The sequence below is a fragment of the [Clostridium] polysaccharolyticum genome, assembly GCF_900111595.1.
GTDB lineage: Bacteria > Bacillota > Clostridia > Lachnospirales > Lachnospiraceae > Clostridium_AI > Clostridium_AI polysaccharolyticum.
Window position 1 is genome coordinate 156,662 of the sequence record NZ_FOHN01000004.1, and the last position, 17,054, is coordinate 173,715.

12 protein-coding genes are annotated in these 17,054 nt (G+C 38.1%); 9 read left to right on the forward strand and 3 right to left on the reverse strand.

Going from position 1 to position 17,054, the window contains the following annotated elements:
• The first annotated feature begins 258 nt into the window (after positions 1-258).
• The 4 genes from BMY85_RS03955 to BMY85_RS03970 are packed head-to-tail and all read left to right on the forward strand — an operon-like array spanning position 259 to position 8,296.
• The gene (locus BMY85_RS03955; protein WP_092476679.1) at positions 259-1,755 is read left to right on the forward strand and encodes a TIGR02677 family protein; all 1,497 of its coding nucleotides are present in this window, start codon (positions 259-261) and stop codon (positions 1,753-1,755) included.
• On the forward strand, positions 1,752-2,915 hold the full coding sequence (locus BMY85_RS03960) for a TIGR02678 family protein (protein ID WP_092476681.1): 1,164 nt from the start codon (positions 1,752-1,754) through the stop codon (positions 2,913-2,915). The genes BMY85_RS03955 and BMY85_RS03960 overlap by 4 nt, the downstream gene beginning before the upstream one ends.
• Positions 2,890-6,996 (forward strand): TIGR02680 family protein, encoded by a 4,107-nt coding sequence (locus BMY85_RS03965; RefSeq protein ID WP_177180619.1) that lies wholly within the window; start codon positions 2,890-2,892, stop codon positions 6,994-6,996. The genes BMY85_RS03960 and BMY85_RS03965 overlap by 26 nt, the downstream gene beginning before the upstream one ends.
• Positions 6,980-8,296 carry a TIGR02679 family protein gene (locus tag BMY85_RS03970; RefSeq protein WP_177180620.1) on the forward strand — a complete coding sequence of 439 codons (1,317 nt, stop codon included), beginning with the start codon at positions 6,980-6,982 and terminating at the stop codon, positions 8,294-8,296. The genes BMY85_RS03965 and BMY85_RS03970 overlap by 17 nt, the downstream gene beginning before the upstream one ends.
• Positions 8,297-8,396: 100 nt before the next feature.
• Here the strand turns inward: BMY85_RS03970 and BMY85_RS03975 are convergent, their stop codons facing one another.
• Complete coding sequence (locus tag BMY85_RS03975) at positions 8,397-8,588, reverse strand: ferredoxin (RefSeq protein ID WP_092476688.1); 192 nt, start codon at positions 8,586-8,588, stop codon at positions 8,397-8,399.
• Positions 8,589-8,735: 147 nt separating this feature from the next.
• Here BMY85_RS03975 and BMY85_RS03980 point away from each other — a divergent pair, with 147 nt between their 5' ends.
• The 5 genes from BMY85_RS03980 (at position 8,736) to BMY85_RS04000 (ending at position 13,157) form a co-directional block, all read left to right on the forward strand.
• A complete protein-coding gene (locus BMY85_RS03980; RefSeq protein WP_092476690.1) occupies positions 8,736-9,296 on the forward strand; it encodes a tRNA (mnm(5)s(2)U34)-methyltransferase in 561 nt (186 codons plus the stop codon).
• 103 nt (positions 9,297-9,399) lie between these two features.
• Positions 9,400-10,245 carry a bifunctional methylenetetrahydrofolate dehydrogenase/methenyltetrahydrofolate cyclohydrolase FolD gene (gene folD / locus BMY85_RS03985; RefSeq protein ID WP_092476692.1) on the forward strand — a complete coding sequence of 282 codons (846 nt, stop codon included), beginning with the start codon at positions 9,400-9,402 and terminating at the stop codon, positions 10,243-10,245.
• Between the two features lie 173 nt (positions 10,246-10,418).
• Positions 10,419-10,895, forward strand: coding sequence for a DUF6323 family protein (locus tag BMY85_RS03990; protein WP_092476695.1), 477 nt, complete (start codon positions 10,419-10,421; stop codon positions 10,893-10,895).
• A complete protein-coding gene (locus BMY85_RS03995; protein ID WP_143066317.1) occupies positions 10,873-11,709 on the forward strand; it encodes a DUF6179 domain-containing protein in 837 nt (278 codons plus the stop codon). Before BMY85_RS03990 ends, BMY85_RS03995 begins: the two co-directional genes overlap by 23 nt.
• 149 nt (positions 11,710-11,858) lie before the next feature.
• Complete coding sequence (locus BMY85_RS04000; protein ID WP_092476699.1) at positions 11,859-13,157, forward strand: sensor histidine kinase; 1,299 nt, start codon at positions 11,859-11,861, stop codon at positions 13,155-13,157.
• Positions 13,158-13,220: 63 nt separating this feature from the next.
• Here the strand turns inward: BMY85_RS04000 and BMY85_RS04005 are convergent, their stop codons facing one another.
• Together BMY85_RS04005 and BMY85_RS04010 are read right to left on the reverse strand one after the other, a co-directional pair.
• Entirely contained in the window at positions 13,221-13,496 is a 276-nt protein-coding gene (locus tag BMY85_RS04005) for a hypothetical protein (RefSeq protein WP_092476701.1), read from the reverse strand.
• A 165-nt stretch (positions 13,497-13,661) separates the two neighbouring features.
• A complete protein-coding gene (locus BMY85_RS04010; protein WP_092476704.1) occupies positions 13,662-16,715 on the reverse strand; it encodes an endo-1,4-beta-xylanase in 3,054 nt (1,017 codons plus the stop codon).
• Positions 16,716-17,054 lie beyond the last annotated feature (339 nt).

The following is a 17,054-nucleotide window of genomic DNA, read 5'->3' on the forward strand; positions in this document are numbered from 1 at the left end:
CCGTGTAAAGCAAAAAAGCAAATATTAAATGAATTGGATAAATTTTCTATAAATAGAGCAACATTATTTCCAGAAATAGAGGAGGTTGCAAATTATATAAGAGAGAAGTATTTTGAATAAAATGTTTATAATATAAAGATTATAAAAAACACATTAAAAGGATATTTTCTAAAAGAATTACTTTTTGCCAATGCAATGCCGCTCATGGTATACTAATCTAAGAACAAATTCATTCCACCTCAGGAGGACATTCAAATCATGCATTTATCAGACAAAACAACCAAACAGGTAACCGAAACCAAATATCTTGCAACCGATAATACTGACCGTTACCGCACGATCATGCGTTATTTCTACGAACAGTATGAAAAACTTCAGTATTGGCTTTACCAGACCGATATTTACGAAGAACTCATGACCTTAGAATACTTCCATCGAAAAAAATACACCGAGGAACAATGCCAGCAGGATTTAACTCAGTTGTGTGAATGGAAAAACCTATATGCCGTACAGGATACCAAAAAAGTGCTATCCATCGACGCATTTAAAAATAGAAAATACCGATATCAGCTCTCAGAATACTCTGTGGAAATCGAACGAATGCTTATTCGTCTGGAAAATCTTTCAATAGAAGGAGCATCTCTTGAACCTTCCCTAGTGGAACGAATCCGCAACGAGATTGTGAAAATCACAGAAATGGAACACGCTTCCAATGAAAAAGCCAGTAGCTGGTGGAAGAGCCTGAATGATGATTTTATCAAACTCAATCGCAATTATCAGGATTATATCAGAGAATTAAATAGTTTAAAAGCAGAAGAAATGATGAAGACAAGGCAGTTTCTTATCTTCAAGGACAAGTTTCTGGAATATCTGCGCCAATTTGTCAAAAGCCTGCAATATCACAGTGGACCTATTGAAGGATGTCTTCGTAAAGTAAATCAGGAACAGTGTAATCATATATTACATAAAGTTTTGGAACATGAAAAAACAATTCCACGTACCAATGGAGATTTAGACGAAGTATTATTTATGGAAAATGCTGTTGGCAGATGGAATAATATTTACAGATGGTTTGTTGCGGCAGATGGAAAAGAACCAGAATCCAGTAAAGTATTTGAGATGACCAATGAAATGATACGAAAGATTACCAGATATGCAACCCAGTTAAGCAGTCTTGGACATGGTGGGGCAAGCCGTAAAGAAGAATATCTGAAAGTCTTATCGGATTTTCATGGACAAGCTTCCATAGCGGACTGCCATAAGTTAGCGGCGTGTGTGTTTGGAGTGGAAAAAACATTTCATTTAAAAGGGGATTTTAAAAGGGATACGGAAAGCATTAATAGTGGTGTGTATGAGGAAAGTCCTACGGAATTTATCATTGCGCCAAGAATCCGGACATACCGGCAGAAGGCGGAGCGAAGTGGCATTGCAGAGAGGGCTGCACTGAAAGAGGAAATGAAGCGGAAGACGCTTGAAAAAGTGGAGCGGGAGAAAAAGCTGCTGCAAGGATATATTAAGGAACAGGTTTTGGATTTTGCCACTTTGCCGATAATCGAACCGGAAGTGCGAGACACTTTTCTGGTCTGGCTCTCCAAGGCTTTGGAGAACAAAAGCCGTGTAGCCAAAACGGAAGATGGCAAGAGGTATCGGGTTATTGGTGGAGAAGCAGGGGAACGGTGCAAAGTAAAGTGCACTGACGGAGTATTTGAGATGCCGTCCTACCGGATCATTTTTGAAGAGGAGGGACAGTCATGAATGTAATGGAGGTATTGCTTTCTAAGCGCTGGATTGTAAAGGCGAAAGAGAAAGAGCTGTATTATCGGGTAAAAGATGAGCTGCCTTCTGTTAAGAAGTTTTTTTCAGAAAAGCTAGGGTATCAGGTCATTGTGAATCCGTATTTGATTAAATTAGAGAAAATACCGACGGTGGCACAGCCTTGGATGGGAATTCAGGATTTTACAGAACCCATTCATTATGAATTTCTCTGCCTGATTCTGGCATTTTTAGAGGATAAAGAAATGGAAGAACAGTTTGTGCTGTCACAGCTTACAGAGTTTATCAAATTAAATCACAAAGAAGAGGCCATTGACTGGACATCGTATTCTTATCGGAGAAATCTGATAAAAGTGTTGAAATTCTGCATTCAGAATCAGCTGTTTCTGGTGGATGATGGAACAGAGGACAGTTTCAGAGAACGGGAAGATGGGGAAGTTCTTTACGAAAATACAGGGGTTTCCCGTTATTTCATGCGGAATTTTGCGACAGATATTAGCCAGTTGAAAAGTATTGAGGATTACGAAGGAATTGAGTGGACAGAAGGCAATGAAGAACGTGGCGTGATCCGAAGGCAGAAGGTTTACCGCAATCTGCTCCTTTCTCCTGCTGTGTACAAATCGGGAGAAAGTGACGAAGAATTTGCCTATATAAAGAATTACCGGAATCTGATTATGGATGATTTTAATAGATATTTTGACTGTGAACTGCAAGTACACAGAACCAGTGCTTATCTGACAGTAGGGGAAAATGCCTCCATTGGAAAGGAATTTCCTGAGGCAAATACAGTATCCGATGCAATTCTGCTCACCAATCAGCTTATTAATCAGGAGATTCAGGAAGGAAGGCTTACCCCAGAAGAAGACGAACGGATACGGATCTCAATATCCAGTTTTCAAAGCATTTTAGAGCAGTGCAAACGGCAATTTGGCAATGGATTTCTGAAAAAATACAGGGAGATGGAAAGCAGGGAGTTTGCTAGTCTTATAATGAATAAAATGGAACAATATGGTTTTTTTTCTGTGAATAAGCAGGAGGAAGAAGTTAAGATATATCCGATTGCAGGAAAACTTATAGGGCGGTATCCAAAAGATTATCAGGATGGAGGACAGGAACATGAACAGCAGATGGCAGATGAATAGAATTGGATTAGTGGATTTCTGGTATTATGATGAAGAAGAATTCTATTTTTTAGATGGAAGAATGCTTTTGAGAGGTTCCAATGGTTCAGGTAAATCCGTAACCATGCAGAGTTTTATTCCGCTTTTGCTAGATGGCAATATGCGGCCAGAAAGACTGGACCCTTTTGGTTCCAATGCCAGAAAAATGAAGAATTATTTATTAGAAGAAAATGATGTCAGAGAAGAACGTACTGGCTATTTATATATGGAATTTAAAAGAATGGATACAGATGCTTATTTAACCATTGGAATTGGAATGCGTGCAAGGAAAAATAAGGAATTAGATACCTGGTATTTCTGTATTCTGGATGGGCGAAGGGCCAATAAGGATTTTCCGCTTTATAAGGCGGGAAAAACGAAACTTAGTTTTACGAAACAGGAGTTAAAGAACCGAATTGGTGATGGCGGAAGGGTAATGGAAACCCAGAGAGAATATATGGAGATGGTGAACAAGCAGATCTTTGGCTTTGACACCATAGAAGAATATAAGGAATTAATTGACCTGCTGATTCAGCTTAGAACACCAAAACTGTCTAAGGATTTTAAACCATCCATTTTAAATGAGATTCTGGGCAGTTCCCTGGCACCTTTGTCTGAAGATGATTTACGTCCTATGTCGGAAGCCATTGAAAATATGGATAATTTAAAAATGGATCTGGATGGCTTAAAGGAAAGCTTTCAAGCAGTTAATAAGATTAAAAAGGAATATGAAAAATACAATCAGGCGGTGTTACGTGATAAGGCAAAGGCATTTTTGCAGGTTACAAAGGAATGCGTGAAGCAGGAACAGGAGAAAAACAGGCTTGAGGAGCAATTAGGCCAAAGCAGGAATCAATATGAGGCTGCAAGAAACAGGGTGGAAGAGTTAAAAGGGGAACAGCAGGTTTTAGAGAAGAAAAAGAACAGTTTATCTAGCAGTAATATTCATGGTTTAGCAGAGGAAAAACATAAATTAGCAGAGGACTTGGCAGAAAATAAAAGAAAGTTACAGGAGAAGGATAAGAGCTATTCCAGTAAGAAAGAACAGCAGATTGAGATTGAGAACAAGCAGAGAGAGGAAGAGGATCGGGCTTACCAGTTCCAGCAGGAAATGAGGGAGTTCTTAGAAGAGATGGAAGCCTATCATGAAAACTTAGATTTACTTGAATTTCCTTTTATGAAACGGGATCTGATGGATTCACCTGAGAAAGATTATGATTATGGAACTCATCAGAGTATGGTGGAGAAACTGCGGGAGCAATTAGAAAAGGGCAAACAGAAATTAGAGGAGATGAATCTGACCCGCCAGAATTATGACAGGGTACTAAAGCAGCTAGAAGACAGCAGAATCAGGCGAGACAGATGTGAGACAACTTATTATCAGACAGATAATCAGCTAACGGAGATAAAAAGCGAACTTGTGGAAAAGATCCATCGGTGGAATCAGGAAAACCAGTATCTTGTGCTGGATGCTAATACCTTGCAGCAAATGGAAGGCATGATTCAAGTATTTTCTATGGAACATGACTTTGATGATGTGAGAAAGATGATGCGGGATCCGTTTTTTAAAGTGGAACAGAACTTTAATAACGAAATGTATGTCATAGAAAGAAATTTACAAGACTTGCAAAAGGTTATGGAGCAGACCAGAGAGGAATTAAAAGAATGGGAAGGGAAAACGGATCCAGAGCCAGAATGCCAAGAAGAAGTAAGAGAGAATCGAAAACAGTTAAAAGAAAAGAACATTCCATTTACGCCATTTTATAAAGTAGTGGATTTTAAAGAGGAACTTTCACAAGACAGGGCAAATCGTCTAGAAGAAGCACTTTTGCAAATGGGTATTCTGAATGCACTGATTATTCCAAAAGAGTTCCAGAAAACCGTACTAGGAATGGAAAATGGCGGCTGTGACCGTTATTTATTTGGTGATGCCAGTAAGGTGAAAGAGAATCTCCATTCCCTTTTTCAGATAGAATGTCTTTCAGACAGCGCATTTTATCAGCAGGTTTCAGATATCTTAGGAGAAGTAGCTATTGTCCGCTGTGACCAGATGGCACAGGAGATGGAGGGCTGTACTGGAATTGCAGAAGATGGAACTTACCGAATGGGAATTGTAACAGGTACGGTTACAGGAACTTATACAGCAAAATATATTGGTGCAAATGCCAGAGAACAGTTCTGTAGGGAAATGGTGGAAAAGCTTAAAAAGAAGTTAGAACAGGAAAAAGGGGAAGAAAGTATTCTTTTGGAGAGCCAGCAAGAAAAGAAGGTGCAGTTAGAAAAACTTTCACAAGAACAGGCTGGATTTCCAAAGGATGCAGACCTTAGAGTTGCTATGAAAGCCCTAGAGGATGCCAGACATGCACTAGATAGAAGCCAGGCAGAGGTAAAACAGCAGGAGGAAAGGGAACAGCAGGAGGCAAAAAAATTAAAAGATATCCGTACAAAGGCACAGGAATTAGCAGATAAAGTCCATCTAGCACCAAGCCTAGACATTTTCCAAGAAGCATTGGAGGACAGCAGGCAGTATCAACAGGCATTTCATAAATTGCAAATGTCTCATAATAAATATCAGAACAGTACTCAAAATCGTAAGACATTTTCTGAACAGCTAGAAAATATACAGCAGGATCTGGAGGAACTTCTGGGAGATTTAAATATGTTAAAAAATGTAGAAAAACAGCTAAAAGCCCAGCTGCAATCAGTGACAGAACAATTAAATATCCAAGGCTATGAGGAACTTAAGGCAGAGCTGGAACAATGTATTAACCGGCTTCGAGAAATTCCAAAGGACTTAGAACAGCACATCAGAAACCATGAAAAACTGGAAAATGAAATCAGGCAGACAGAACAGGGCCGCAACCAGATACTAGAGAAAATCAAACAAACCAAAGCGGAAGTAACGAAAGCAGAAGAAATGTTTTTGATGGAACTGCAGTTACAGTATGTTCCTTTGGAAAATATCCAAGGGCAAATGAATTGTATGGAAAAGGCAGGCTGCTGTTTAAAGGAAATAGACGTTTCTTTTGATGGCAGAACAGAAGAATTCCAGCAAAAACTTCAGAACGTATTTTATGAAAACAAAAGTTCACTGAATGATTATAACTTGTCCTTAGAACCTGCTTTCATAGTGGATTCAGAAGAAGGAAGCATAAGAAAAAGGCTGGATATTAAGGCCAAATACCAGTATTCTTCTGTGAACTTTCTGGAACTGTCACAGCGAATGGAACATGCTATTGAGGAAAAAGAAAATATACTAAGCGAAAAGGACAGAGAATTATTTGAAGACATTCTTGCCAATACCGTCAGCCGCAAAATACGTGCTAAGATTTATAAGAGCATGGAATGGGTCAGTAAAATGAATGAACACATGGGCAAAATGCGAACTTCAAGCGGTTTAACACTAAGCTTAAAATGGAAGCCAAAGCGGGCAGAACATGAAGGCCAGCTAGACACAAGCAAACTGGTAGATTTGTTAAAACAGGATACAGAAATTATGCGAGAAGAGGAATTTACGAAACTGTCCAGTCATTTCCGCTCGAAAATCGCAGAGGCAAGAAAGGTTCTAGAGCAGAAAGAAAATGTAAAGTCCTTTCATATGATTGTAAAAGAAGTTCTGGATTACCGCAAATGGTTTGAATTTACGTTAGAGTGCAAGAAGACAGGAGAGAATAAAAAGGAATTGACCAACCGCGTATTCTTTACCTTTAGTGGTGGAGAGAAAGCCATGTCCATGTATGTGCCACTATTTTCTGCTGTTGCGTCCAAATACGACGGTGCCAGAACAGATGCTCCAAGACTGATATCTTTGGATGAAGCATTTGCCGGTGTGGATGAAATGAACATTCAGGATATGTTCCGTCTGATGGTGGAATTTGAATTTAATTTTATAATCAACTCCCAGATTCTATATGGAGATTATGAAACCGTACCAAGCCTTGCGATTTATCAGCTTTTGCGCCCGGGCAATGTGAAATATGTAACAGTCATTTCCTTCGTATGGAATGGAAAACAGAGAGAATATGTAGAAAGTGTGGGAGAACGAGTTGAACAGCAATCATGATGACATAGAGAAGTGTGTTGGATATTTTCGATCCAGACCAGGCTTTGAACGATTATTTTTGGGGATTCGGGACAAATACATTAGCCTGTCTTATTTTGGAGGAAATGTGAAATTAACCAGTCTCACATCAGAGGAAAAAGAGGCATTGGAAGGATTTTTTCAAAAGCCTTATCATAAAAACAGAACAGTAACCATATCCGTAGAGCAGTTTCAAAGAGCACTTGGAGAAACGAAATTTGCTCATATTAAAATTGAGGATATTATAGAGGGTTACTTTGGGGAATCTTTAGAATCAAAGAAAGAACAGAAGCGGCGGGAAGAACAGCAGTGGAATAAATTTCTTGACAGGATAGAAAGTGGATTTCAGGATACCTTTAGTCTTAGATGGTTTCGCACAGTGAGGCAAAAAGGTGGTGCGGTTTATTCTTATATCAGACAGTTTTATCATGAAGATCCTGATCTGCTTTTTGATACATTAACGCTGGCAATGCAGGGAGCTGATGCATTTCCTGTGTGGGAAGAAAAACGGAAACGACTTGATATTTTTGCTGCGGATATTACGGGAAATCCACATTTCTTTGATGTGGGAACAAAAGCTCACAGACTGCTGTTTTATTTGATAGAGGCTTATTTGGAAATGCATCCCATTGATCAGAAAATGTGGGAACTAGGTGACAAACAGTATGAGGTAGAGAAGCGCATGGAATGGATGTTCCAAGTGGGGCTTCTTTCCGATGAAATATCCAATCGAACGGTAACGTATGGGGTGCATTTGCGTAAAAGGAATGGGAAACTTCATGAAGGAATGGAAGGTTTCTGGGAGGAAAAAGAGCCTGCCACAATTATGCTTTGCCAAATGCGTGATGTGGTGGAGGCACTAGGAGAGAGCGAAGAGGTTTATGTATTCGAGAATCCTAGTGTGTTCAGTGTGTTTATTGAAAAATATAAAGCGAAAAAGGTTACGGCAGTCTGCACCAGTGGGCAGTTAATGTTTACGTCATTATTGCTTCTAGATTTGCTGGTAAAAGGTGGATGTGTCTTATATTACTCAGGAGACTTCGACCCAGAAGGACTTCAGATTGGAGATAAGCTAAAGGGAAGGTATCAGGACAAACTGGTTTTGTGGCATTATAGGGTTGAGGATTATGTGAAAGCTAAGTCTGATAAGGTGATAAGTAAAGGAAGCCTTACTAAGTTAGATAAGATTCAGTCGGTGGAGTTAAGTGAGGTTGTGGAATGTATGCGGAGAGAGAAAGTTGCGGGATATCAGGAGGCACTGGCTGAGGAGTATGAGATTTAAGGGATTCTGCTTTAGAAAGGGGATTTTTTTGGTTTTACAAAGAACATGTTTCATGTAGATATATTCGTTTACATACAACATGTTCTTTTTTTCTTTCAATTTATTCCTCAATATCAATTGCATCTACAGGACAGGAATCCCTTGCTGTAATTGCATCGTCTTGAAGCTCTTCTGGAATTTCCTCTACAATTGGTTCTGATTTTTCATCATCATTAAACTGATATACATCTGGGCACATGGATACACATACACCGCAGGAAATACATGTATCTTGATCAACACTTGTTTTCATAAAAGCCTCCATAACATTATTTAGATTTTGTAGTTAGCATTTCCATTAAAAAAAATATTATTCATGTTTTAAAATAATGAAACATATTGCTTCTTCTATCTTAACTAGATATAATGGCAGTTAGGAAATGCTAGGAGGGAAAGAGAGATGAAGCGATATACAATTACAGAATATACACAGGATGTCTTTCGTAAATGGTTAAAGGAAGATGGTCTTTATATAGATGCAACCGTTGGCAATGGCCATGATACCGAGTTTTTATGCAAAGGTGTAGAGAGTGGCAAGGTAATCGGATTTGATGTGCAGCAGCTTGCCATTGACCACACAGCAAAAAGATTAGAAAAGGCAGGTATAAGAGCACGCTGCCAGCTGGTGTTAGATGGGCATGAACATTTGATGAAATATGTGGAACCAGAATCCGTAGATGGAATCATGTTTAATTTTGGCTATCTTCCAGGTGGAGATCACCAGTGCGCAACTAGAAAAGAGACAAGCATTAAAGCCATTGAAGAAGGTCTTAGGGCACTGAAACCAGGAGGAATTCTAAGTATGTGCATTTACAGCGGACAAGACACTGGTTTTGAAGAAAAAGATGGCATCTTAGAGTATTTAAAAGAAGTAGACCAGAAAAAATTCGTGATTATAAAAAGTGAATTTTACAATCGCCCAAATAATCCGCCAGTTCCTGTTTTTGTGATAAAACAATAAAACTAGAAACAATTTATTATGTTTTACTTGCGGCACCATATCATTTATTATAGAATGTTCGTAGTGAAGTATTACATATATCATGACGAAGGAGAGACGGTTTATGGCATTAAGAATTGATGGAAAGAAAATTTCCATGGAAATGAAAGACGAATTAAAAGAAAAAGTAGCTGCTATGAAAGAGGACGGTGTAGAGATTACACTTGCCGTAATTCAGGTAGGAAAGGATCCTGCATCTACTGTATATGTTGGGAACAAAAAGAAAGCCTGTGAATACATTGGAATCCGTTCTTTAGCATATGAACTTCCAGAAGAAACAACAGAATCAGAGTTACTTGAATTAGTAGAATCCTTAAATGACCGCGATGATGTGAACGGCATTCTGGTTCAGCTTCCATTGCCAGAACATATCAACGAAAATAAAATATTAAACACGATTTCTGCAAAAAAAGATGTAGATGGTTTCCATCCACAAAGTGTTGGAGCGTTAAGTATTGGACAAAAAGGTTTTGTTTCCTGTACACCAGCTGGAATCATTGAACTGCTGAAACGTTCTAATATTGAAATTGAAGGAAAAGAATGCGTCGTAGTAGGAAGAAGTAACATTGTAGGAAAACCAATGGCATTGTTATTGCTTCGTGAAAATGGAACCGTAACTGTCTGTCATTCCAGAACAAAAGATCTGAAAGAAATTACAAAACGTGCAGATATCTTAGTAGTTGCTTTAGGAAAACCAAAATTCATTACAAAAGAATATGTAAAAGAAGGTGCAGTTGTCATTGATGTAGGTATTCATCGTAATGAAAATAATAAGCTTTGCGGAGATGTTGATTATGATGATGTTGAGCCAGTCTGCAGTGCTATTACTCCAGTACCAGGCGGTGTTGGTCCAATGACCATTACTATGCTTATGAATAACTGCGTAGAATCCGTAGAAATTCAGAAGTAAAAAATTATAAATCTGTAAAAGGAGAAATCTCCTGTTGCATAGAAAAAGCGATGAATAAAAAATTCATCGCTTTTTCTGCCTATATATTACCACAAAATTGCGAAAATGTAAAGTCTTGTAAGTGCATATAGGGTGGAGTAAACTGAGGAAAACTTAATGTGAGGTGATGTAAGATGGAAAAAGATCCATTTTGGGAGCTGCAGAATAAAAGTCAGATGTTACGGAGCCGTTTGGAAGCTTGTAATGATTATACAAGGAAATTCGGAATTGAAATTACACAAGAAGAAGCTTCTTTGCTATTGGAAGAAAGAAAACGCACTTTAAAAGAACAGGAACGAATCGAGTTTGGAGAAGGTATCTTAACGAAACTAATCTATACGTTTTGTGACTCGCCCTACATTTATCAAGATAATTATGTGGAATATATCACAAAACTTCAAGAAATCTTCTATTTATATAAAAATGAATCCTTAGATGATGTTTCAGATGATGAACTCCTGGATATTATGAAGGAGTATTTTGATGGGGACTGCCAGGGGTCACTGGACTATTTAGAGGAAACTTGTTTAGAGGCATTTGCAAGAAGTGTGCGAATGAGAACGACGCGTTTTATAGGAAAGCAAAGAAATGAGGAAGAAGATGCATTTTGAAATGGAGGAACTAATGCCTCTTGTAGAAAAACTGGCGGTTCGGTATACTTCAGGGGAAAGCAGTTCTATACCCTATGAAAAGGCACGCCAGTTAATGGAGGCAGCAATTTTTTGTATTGAAGAAGCGGAAAACAGCAGTACAACGGCCCTGAATACAACAGAGTCCACAGATCCGGAAAAACGGTATCAGATTGGTTATCAGTGTGTAAAGGAAAAGGTGAAAGAAAGTCTTTCGTTATATGACAAAATCATGGAAGGATTTTCTTATTACAGAAATCGTGCCTTATATGAGACGGTAGTAAAAGGAATGCCAGAATTTTTTAAATACTATAATATAGAGTTTGAACCACAGAACAGGATTCTTACATTGGATTATCCAGTGCTTGGCCAAGTATATCAGCTGCAAGGAATACATTCTATTTACGCATATCTAAACTGTATTCAGGCAGAACAGACTTTTTTAAGTGCTTTGCCTGAAGATTTGATAGAGAAGGCACTTCTTAATTATCATGAAGAATACGAGGAACTGCTGATTAATGTAGCCAGTGTTGTTTTACGTTTCATCATCCGGAAGATGCTGTCGGAACAATGGGAGGATTTAAAAGGGAAGCCCATAGAAGAAAGAAAAGAAGTGTTAAAAAATGCGTTACGCCTTTTGATGAAAGAGAAATATGATTCTAATGAATTGCTATATCAGTATCTTTCTCTTGATATGGATGAATATTCCACAGAAATGCTATATGAGAAAGATATTGTATCTGTTCTGCTTGGGGAAGGATGGAATCTCTGGTCTGATGAACAGAAATTACATTAGATGAAATTTATTACCATTGAAAAGGAAGATGCATTTAAGGAAGGCAGGACATTTGCCGGCTTTTTATTTCAAGAAAACTAGTTTACGAATGTTTGCATAGCATGCTACAATAGTGATCTAAGAAAGTTAGAAAGGACTGCTATTGTAACATGATTAATACAAGAATGATTCATATTGCTTTAGAACTGTGGGGAAGTGTGTTTTGTTTTATTTCAGCATTCTGCATTTTTCTAGGCCGTGCTTTTGAAAAAAAGAAACTAAGAATTGTGGTTAGCATGCAGCTAGCGAATGCATTTTTACTAATTGCAGATGCCGGCTCTTGGTATTATCGAGGATACTTGGGAAAATTTGGATATTACTCTGTGAGAATTTTTAATTTTACCGTGTTTTTTTTCAGCATTTTGATTACGATTTTTTATCATGCATATATCTGCAGCTATCTGTTTGCTGGTGAACGAAGAAAATTTAGAAATGTCCCAATTCGGGTGCATTTAGTTTACATAATTGGAACGGCTGCCATCCTTCTTTTGATTATTTCGCAGTTTACACATTGGTATTATTATTTTGATGAGAATAATGTGTACCATCGTAATTCTATGTATGCACTGTCAGTAATAGTAGGCATGCTTCCTTGCGTACTGGATTTTACTCTGCTTATTCAGTACAGGAAAAGACTGTCGAAGATTATGCTGTTTTCCCTGATTGCATATTTGGCTGTACCTATGCTGACAGCTTGTGTTTTGATGTTCTATTATGGAATATCTTTATTAAATATCTGCCTGACTATATGCATGATTTTTATTTTTTTAGCTGCGATTACAGAGAATAGGAAAATCCGTGAGCAGAAGGAAAAGGAAATGGCAGATTTAAGGATTGAGGTAATGCTGTCCCAGATTAGTCCTCATTTTATTTACAATACCTTAACGGCAATTCAGTATTTATGTGTAAAAGATCCAATGATGGCGGAAGAAACTGTTGGAGAGTTTGCGGCGTATTTAAGAAACACGATTGATTCCTTGACTACAAAAAAGAGTATTCCTTTTGAAAAGGAACTGGAACATGTGAAGAATTATCTTGCGATAGAGAAAAAGAGATTTGGAGACTGTGTCCATGTAATATATGATATTAAGGAAAAAGAGTTTGAAATTCCCACTCTTACGATACAGCCTATTGTTGAAAATGCTATTAAATATGGCATAGGAAAGAAAGAAAATGGGGGAACTGTCTGGATTTGCACAGAGAAAACGAAAGATGGATATCAAATCACGGTAAAGGATAATGGAGTTGGATTTGATGTAAATGCTGTTTTAGATGATAAAAGAAGCCATATAGGCATTCATAATGTAAAGAGCCGGCTAAAAAGTATGTGTGGTGGCGTTCTGCAGATAGAAAGCGTATTAGGGGAAGGGACAGAGGCTATTGTCCGGATTCCATATCAAAATGAATAATTAAGAAAAAGTCACAATGAAAGAAGATTGTGGCTTTTTCTTTTGAATCTGCCAGGTACAAAATTATCCGTTGGCTTTATCCTTGGCATCGGCTTTCATGCTGTTTTCTAATTCGCTGGTATATTTATCTTTGGCTTTGCTTTCCATTTCATCTGCCTCTTTGCTGTTATAAGAATCAGGACTGGATTCAAGGGCTTTTTCAATAGTCTCTAAGCGGGCATGTAATCCAGCGGCTTCTGTTGCCACCTGTGACAATTCTTTTACAAGACTTCCTTCTTCACGAAGAATTTTGGCTAAATCGGATTTTAATCCTTCTGTTCCTGTTTTGGCTCCAAACATATGATATTCCTCTTTTCTATTTATAGTATACACAAAGTTTAGTATAGGAAAACCGTAAGAATTTTATTCTTTTATTAGATAGTTTCTAATTGAGGAGAGGAAAGGAAATGCTTAAAAAAAGGATCACCAGTTTTCACTAGCGATCCTTTTTTATATGAGCAGATATTATTTTACAACTACATTAGTAGGAGCACTCTTGTCAGAACCATTTGCGATAAAGCATACCGTTACGGATTGTCCATTTGCAAGATTTGCATCCCAAGATGGATTTTTAACGGTTACTGTTTTACCACTTTGTCCTACAAAGTCTGCACCCCATCCGTTTACAACTTCACTGTTGTAGTCGAATGTTAATGTCCAGCCATTTAATGTTTTGCCAGATTTGTTTGTAATTGTGATTTCAGCCTGCCAGCCTGAACCCCAGTCGCTTGTAACTTTGTAATCACATGTTACGCCAGCAGCAGGAGCTTCACTTGGAGCAACACTAGGAGCTATGGATGGAGCAGCAGATGGAGCAATGCTAGGAGCTGCGGATGGAGCAGCACTAGGAGCAGCAGAAGGTGAAGTCTGTGTATTGTTAAGTCCTAATACGCCAAATGCAGCGGAACAGAAGTTATAGTATCCAGCATTGATAGCGTTGTTGTCATGGTCAGCACCAGGTACTTCAAACCATACATGAGGCTGATTGTTTCTTGTTAAGATTTCATGATAACTCTTAGGGAATGTTCCAACTACAGAGTCATTTGTTCCGCATGCGATTAATGTTACATATGGTACATATCTTTCATCTTTGATGCGGAAATCGCTTTCAGAGAATAAACCTTTGTGCATTCCAGAGAAATCATTACCAGGTGTTACACCAGGTGCAGGAGAGAATGCACCAACATAACCGAATAAGTCAGGTCTTGCATAACCGATGTAAAGAGCATTACGTCCACCCATTGAGAAACCGCAGATTGCTGTGTTTTCTCTACCAGTTGCAACAGAGTAATTTTTTTCAATGTATGGCATTAAGTCTTTTGTTAAATCGTTAATGAAGTTATCGTATCCATCAAAGTATGCCTGATTAAATGCAAATGATGTAGCTGTTCCTGGAGCAGGAGCATATTGGTCTGGGCAAACAATGATGAATTCTTTTGCTTTGCCTTGTGCAGCTAAATTTGCAGGGATTGCAACGATATTATCCCCAATCATGGAATCTTCATTTCCACCAATACCATGTAAAACGTACATTACAGGATATTTTTTGGAGGAAGAATAGTTAGCTGGAAGAATTACGTTGCATTTACGGTTTCCACCAGTTGTAGTAGAATAATAAGTTTTCTTTGTAGTGCTTCCGTATTGTACACCACCTTTTTTCTGATCAGCACCAGATGGACAAGTATTTACAACATTTAGTTTAGCCATGTAAGATTTTGCAATGTCAGTTGCGTTACCACCTGTCTGTGCAGCCTGGCTTGGTGCAGCAGATGGAGCCTGTGAAACTGTAACAGGAGCTTTTGAAGCAGGAGCTGTAGAAGCGGATGTGCTTCCACCTACTTTTTCAAAGATCCACTGCTGATTCGTATTTGTAGTGTTAGACCATTGCTGAATGTTAGTTCCGTCTTCTTTGCCGTAGTTGCTTCCGTCTAAGTTTTTTGTACCATTACTTGCTTTTGTAGCAATCTGGTAAATACCATCTGTAGATGTTTCTTTGATGATGAATTTCTGTGCATCTCCGTCCCAAGAAGAGTAAATCTGAACGTTAGCACCGTCTTCATCAGCTGCGTTAGCAACATCTAAGCTAAAGTTTCCTAAACCACTCTTAAGTGTAACTGTACCGTCAGAATTGTTTGTTACAGTCCATTTTTGCCCTGCAACACCTGTACCTGTACCAAGTTCAACGTTCTGAGCGTCAGCACCAGTGTTGCCAGCTACCTGTAAGTATTTCTGAGCATTTACATTTTTGATGTAATAAGTACCATCTGTAATTTTGCCAGTAGAAGGCACTACTTGTGTAGGTGCAACAGAAACCTGAGGCTGAGTGGATACTGCAGGAGCAGAAGATGGTGCAGTTACTTGGCCAATACTGAATCCAGCGTCAAAATATGCCTGTAATACAGCGTTATAAGATTGTTTCTTAACACCTAAGCTAGAGAATAATAATGGGTTTTCGCCTCTTCTCCAAGAAGCACCATCATGAAGACCCCACCAGATAACAGCAGTAATGTTACCGCCTTTTTTCTTAGCATTAAGAATGTTTGTCATAATCTGTTTGTAGTAATTAGCCTGATCGGAATCATTATTTCCTTTGGCATCAAGTTCCGTAATCTGTACTTCGTAACCTTGAGCAAGGAATTTGGTTAAGGCTTGATTGAAGTAATCTGGGCTTGGGAAAGAAGAACTTAAGTGGGACTGCATACCAACACCACTACAAATCTTTCCGTTGGAGTTAATCCAGTTTACCATAGAGATAATCTTGTCACATTCCATATAGGTGTTGTAGTCATTGTAGAATAAAGATACGGAATTCTGTTTGTTGAATTTTACTAATTCATCGTGAGCAATCTGGAATGCTAATTTTACGAAGTCTGGTCTTGTATTAACAGCACCGTAGATGTTTAGCCATCCTGAGTTAGAAGCATGCATGTATTCATTTACAACATCCCAGCAGTATACCACATTTCCGTAACGGCTGTTATAAACGTGGTCCATGATAGAACGGATATAGAATTCCATTCTGGCATTCATCTGAGATTTGCTTACATAACCACCGTTTGAAGAATATCCGCTTCTGAAAAACCAGTCAGGAGTCTGGCTATGCCAGACTAATACGTGGTAACGGATCTGGATGCCATTGTCATAAGCATTTTTCATCATACTGTCAATTGTGCTGAAGTTTAATGTAGGAACAGTAGATTCAGAGTAATTACTTGGAATATTGTAACCTTGTCCTTTTGCTTGGGAAACAGACATTGTGTTGTTTCTTAATACAGCATCTGGTTTCATTTCATTTTCCATAGTAATACTGTTGTACTGGCCTTTGATAAAGTTTCTTGTGTTGGAATCATTCCATTGGTTTGGAGTTACACATGTTCCAACATGTCCAAATAAGCTGCCGTATGTATTAAGTAAGTTTGCGTTGCTTGGTACGCTTGCTGCATCTACTTTTGCAGGAGCAAATGTAAGCAGGCTTAATACTAAGGCGAGTGATAAAAATGTACTTAAAATCTTTTTCATAATTTAACCCCCTAGTTAAAATCGTTTTTTTTGGTGCATAATTGCATTAGGCTGTTTTTCTTTCCTCCTCTTTCTTTATTAGCATGTCCATCCTTTAATGGATGATTTATATGCCACCTATATTATACAATAAAATGAGTGGATATGTACAACATGTTATGTATGAAAAAGCTACATAATAGTAAATAGGTTGGATTTATTATTTGAAGTAAGCATAGAACTAGTAAAAATGTTAAAATGCTTCTTAAGAAGGGAAAAGACAATTGTGTAAGTTTAACAAAGTTAATTTTACTTAAAATTAACGAAATAAATTTGTTAAAAATAGTATTTTGGATTAAG

What these genes read in the sequence shown, in the direction of transcription:
- folD (WP_092476692.1), top strand. Translation starts at nt 9,400, where the DNA reads ATGGCATTAAGAATTGATGGAAAGAAAATTTCCATGGAAATGAAAGAC.
- BMY85_RS03965 (WP_177180619.1), top strand. Translation starts at nt 2,890, where the DNA reads ATGAACAGCAGATGGCAGATGAATAGAATTGGATTAGTGGATTTCTGG.
- BMY85_RS03995 (WP_143066317.1), top strand. Translation starts at nt 10,873, where the DNA reads ATGAGGAAGAAGATGCATTTTGAAATGGAGGAACTAATGCCTCTTGTA.
- BMY85_RS03975 (WP_092476688.1), bottom strand. Translation starts at nt 8,588, where the DNA reads ATGAAAACAAGTGTTGATCAAGATACATGTATTTCCTGCGGTGTATGT.
- BMY85_RS03955 (WP_092476679.1), top strand. Translation starts at nt 259, where the DNA reads ATGCATTTATCAGACAAAACAACCAAACAGGTAACCGAAACCAAATAT.
- BMY85_RS03960 (WP_092476681.1), top strand. Translation starts at nt 1,752, where the DNA reads ATGAATGTAATGGAGGTATTGCTTTCTAAGCGCTGGATTGTAAAGGCG.
- BMY85_RS03990 (WP_092476695.1), top strand. Translation starts at nt 10,419, where the DNA reads ATGGAAAAAGATCCATTTTGGGAGCTGCAGAATAAAAGTCAGATGTTA.
- BMY85_RS04010 (WP_092476704.1), bottom strand. Translation starts at nt 16,715, where the DNA reads ATGAAAAAGATTTTAAGTACATTTTTATCACTCGCCTTAGTATTAAGC.
- BMY85_RS04000 (WP_092476699.1), top strand. Translation starts at nt 11,859, where the DNA reads ATGATTAATACAAGAATGATTCATATTGCTTTAGAACTGTGGGGAAGT.
- BMY85_RS03980 (WP_092476690.1), top strand. Translation starts at nt 8,736, where the DNA reads ATGAAGCGATATACAATTACAGAATATACACAGGATGTCTTTCGTAAA.
- BMY85_RS04005 (WP_092476701.1), bottom strand. Translation starts at nt 13,496, where the DNA reads ATGTTTGGAGCCAAAACAGGAACAGAAGGATTAAAATCCGATTTAGCC.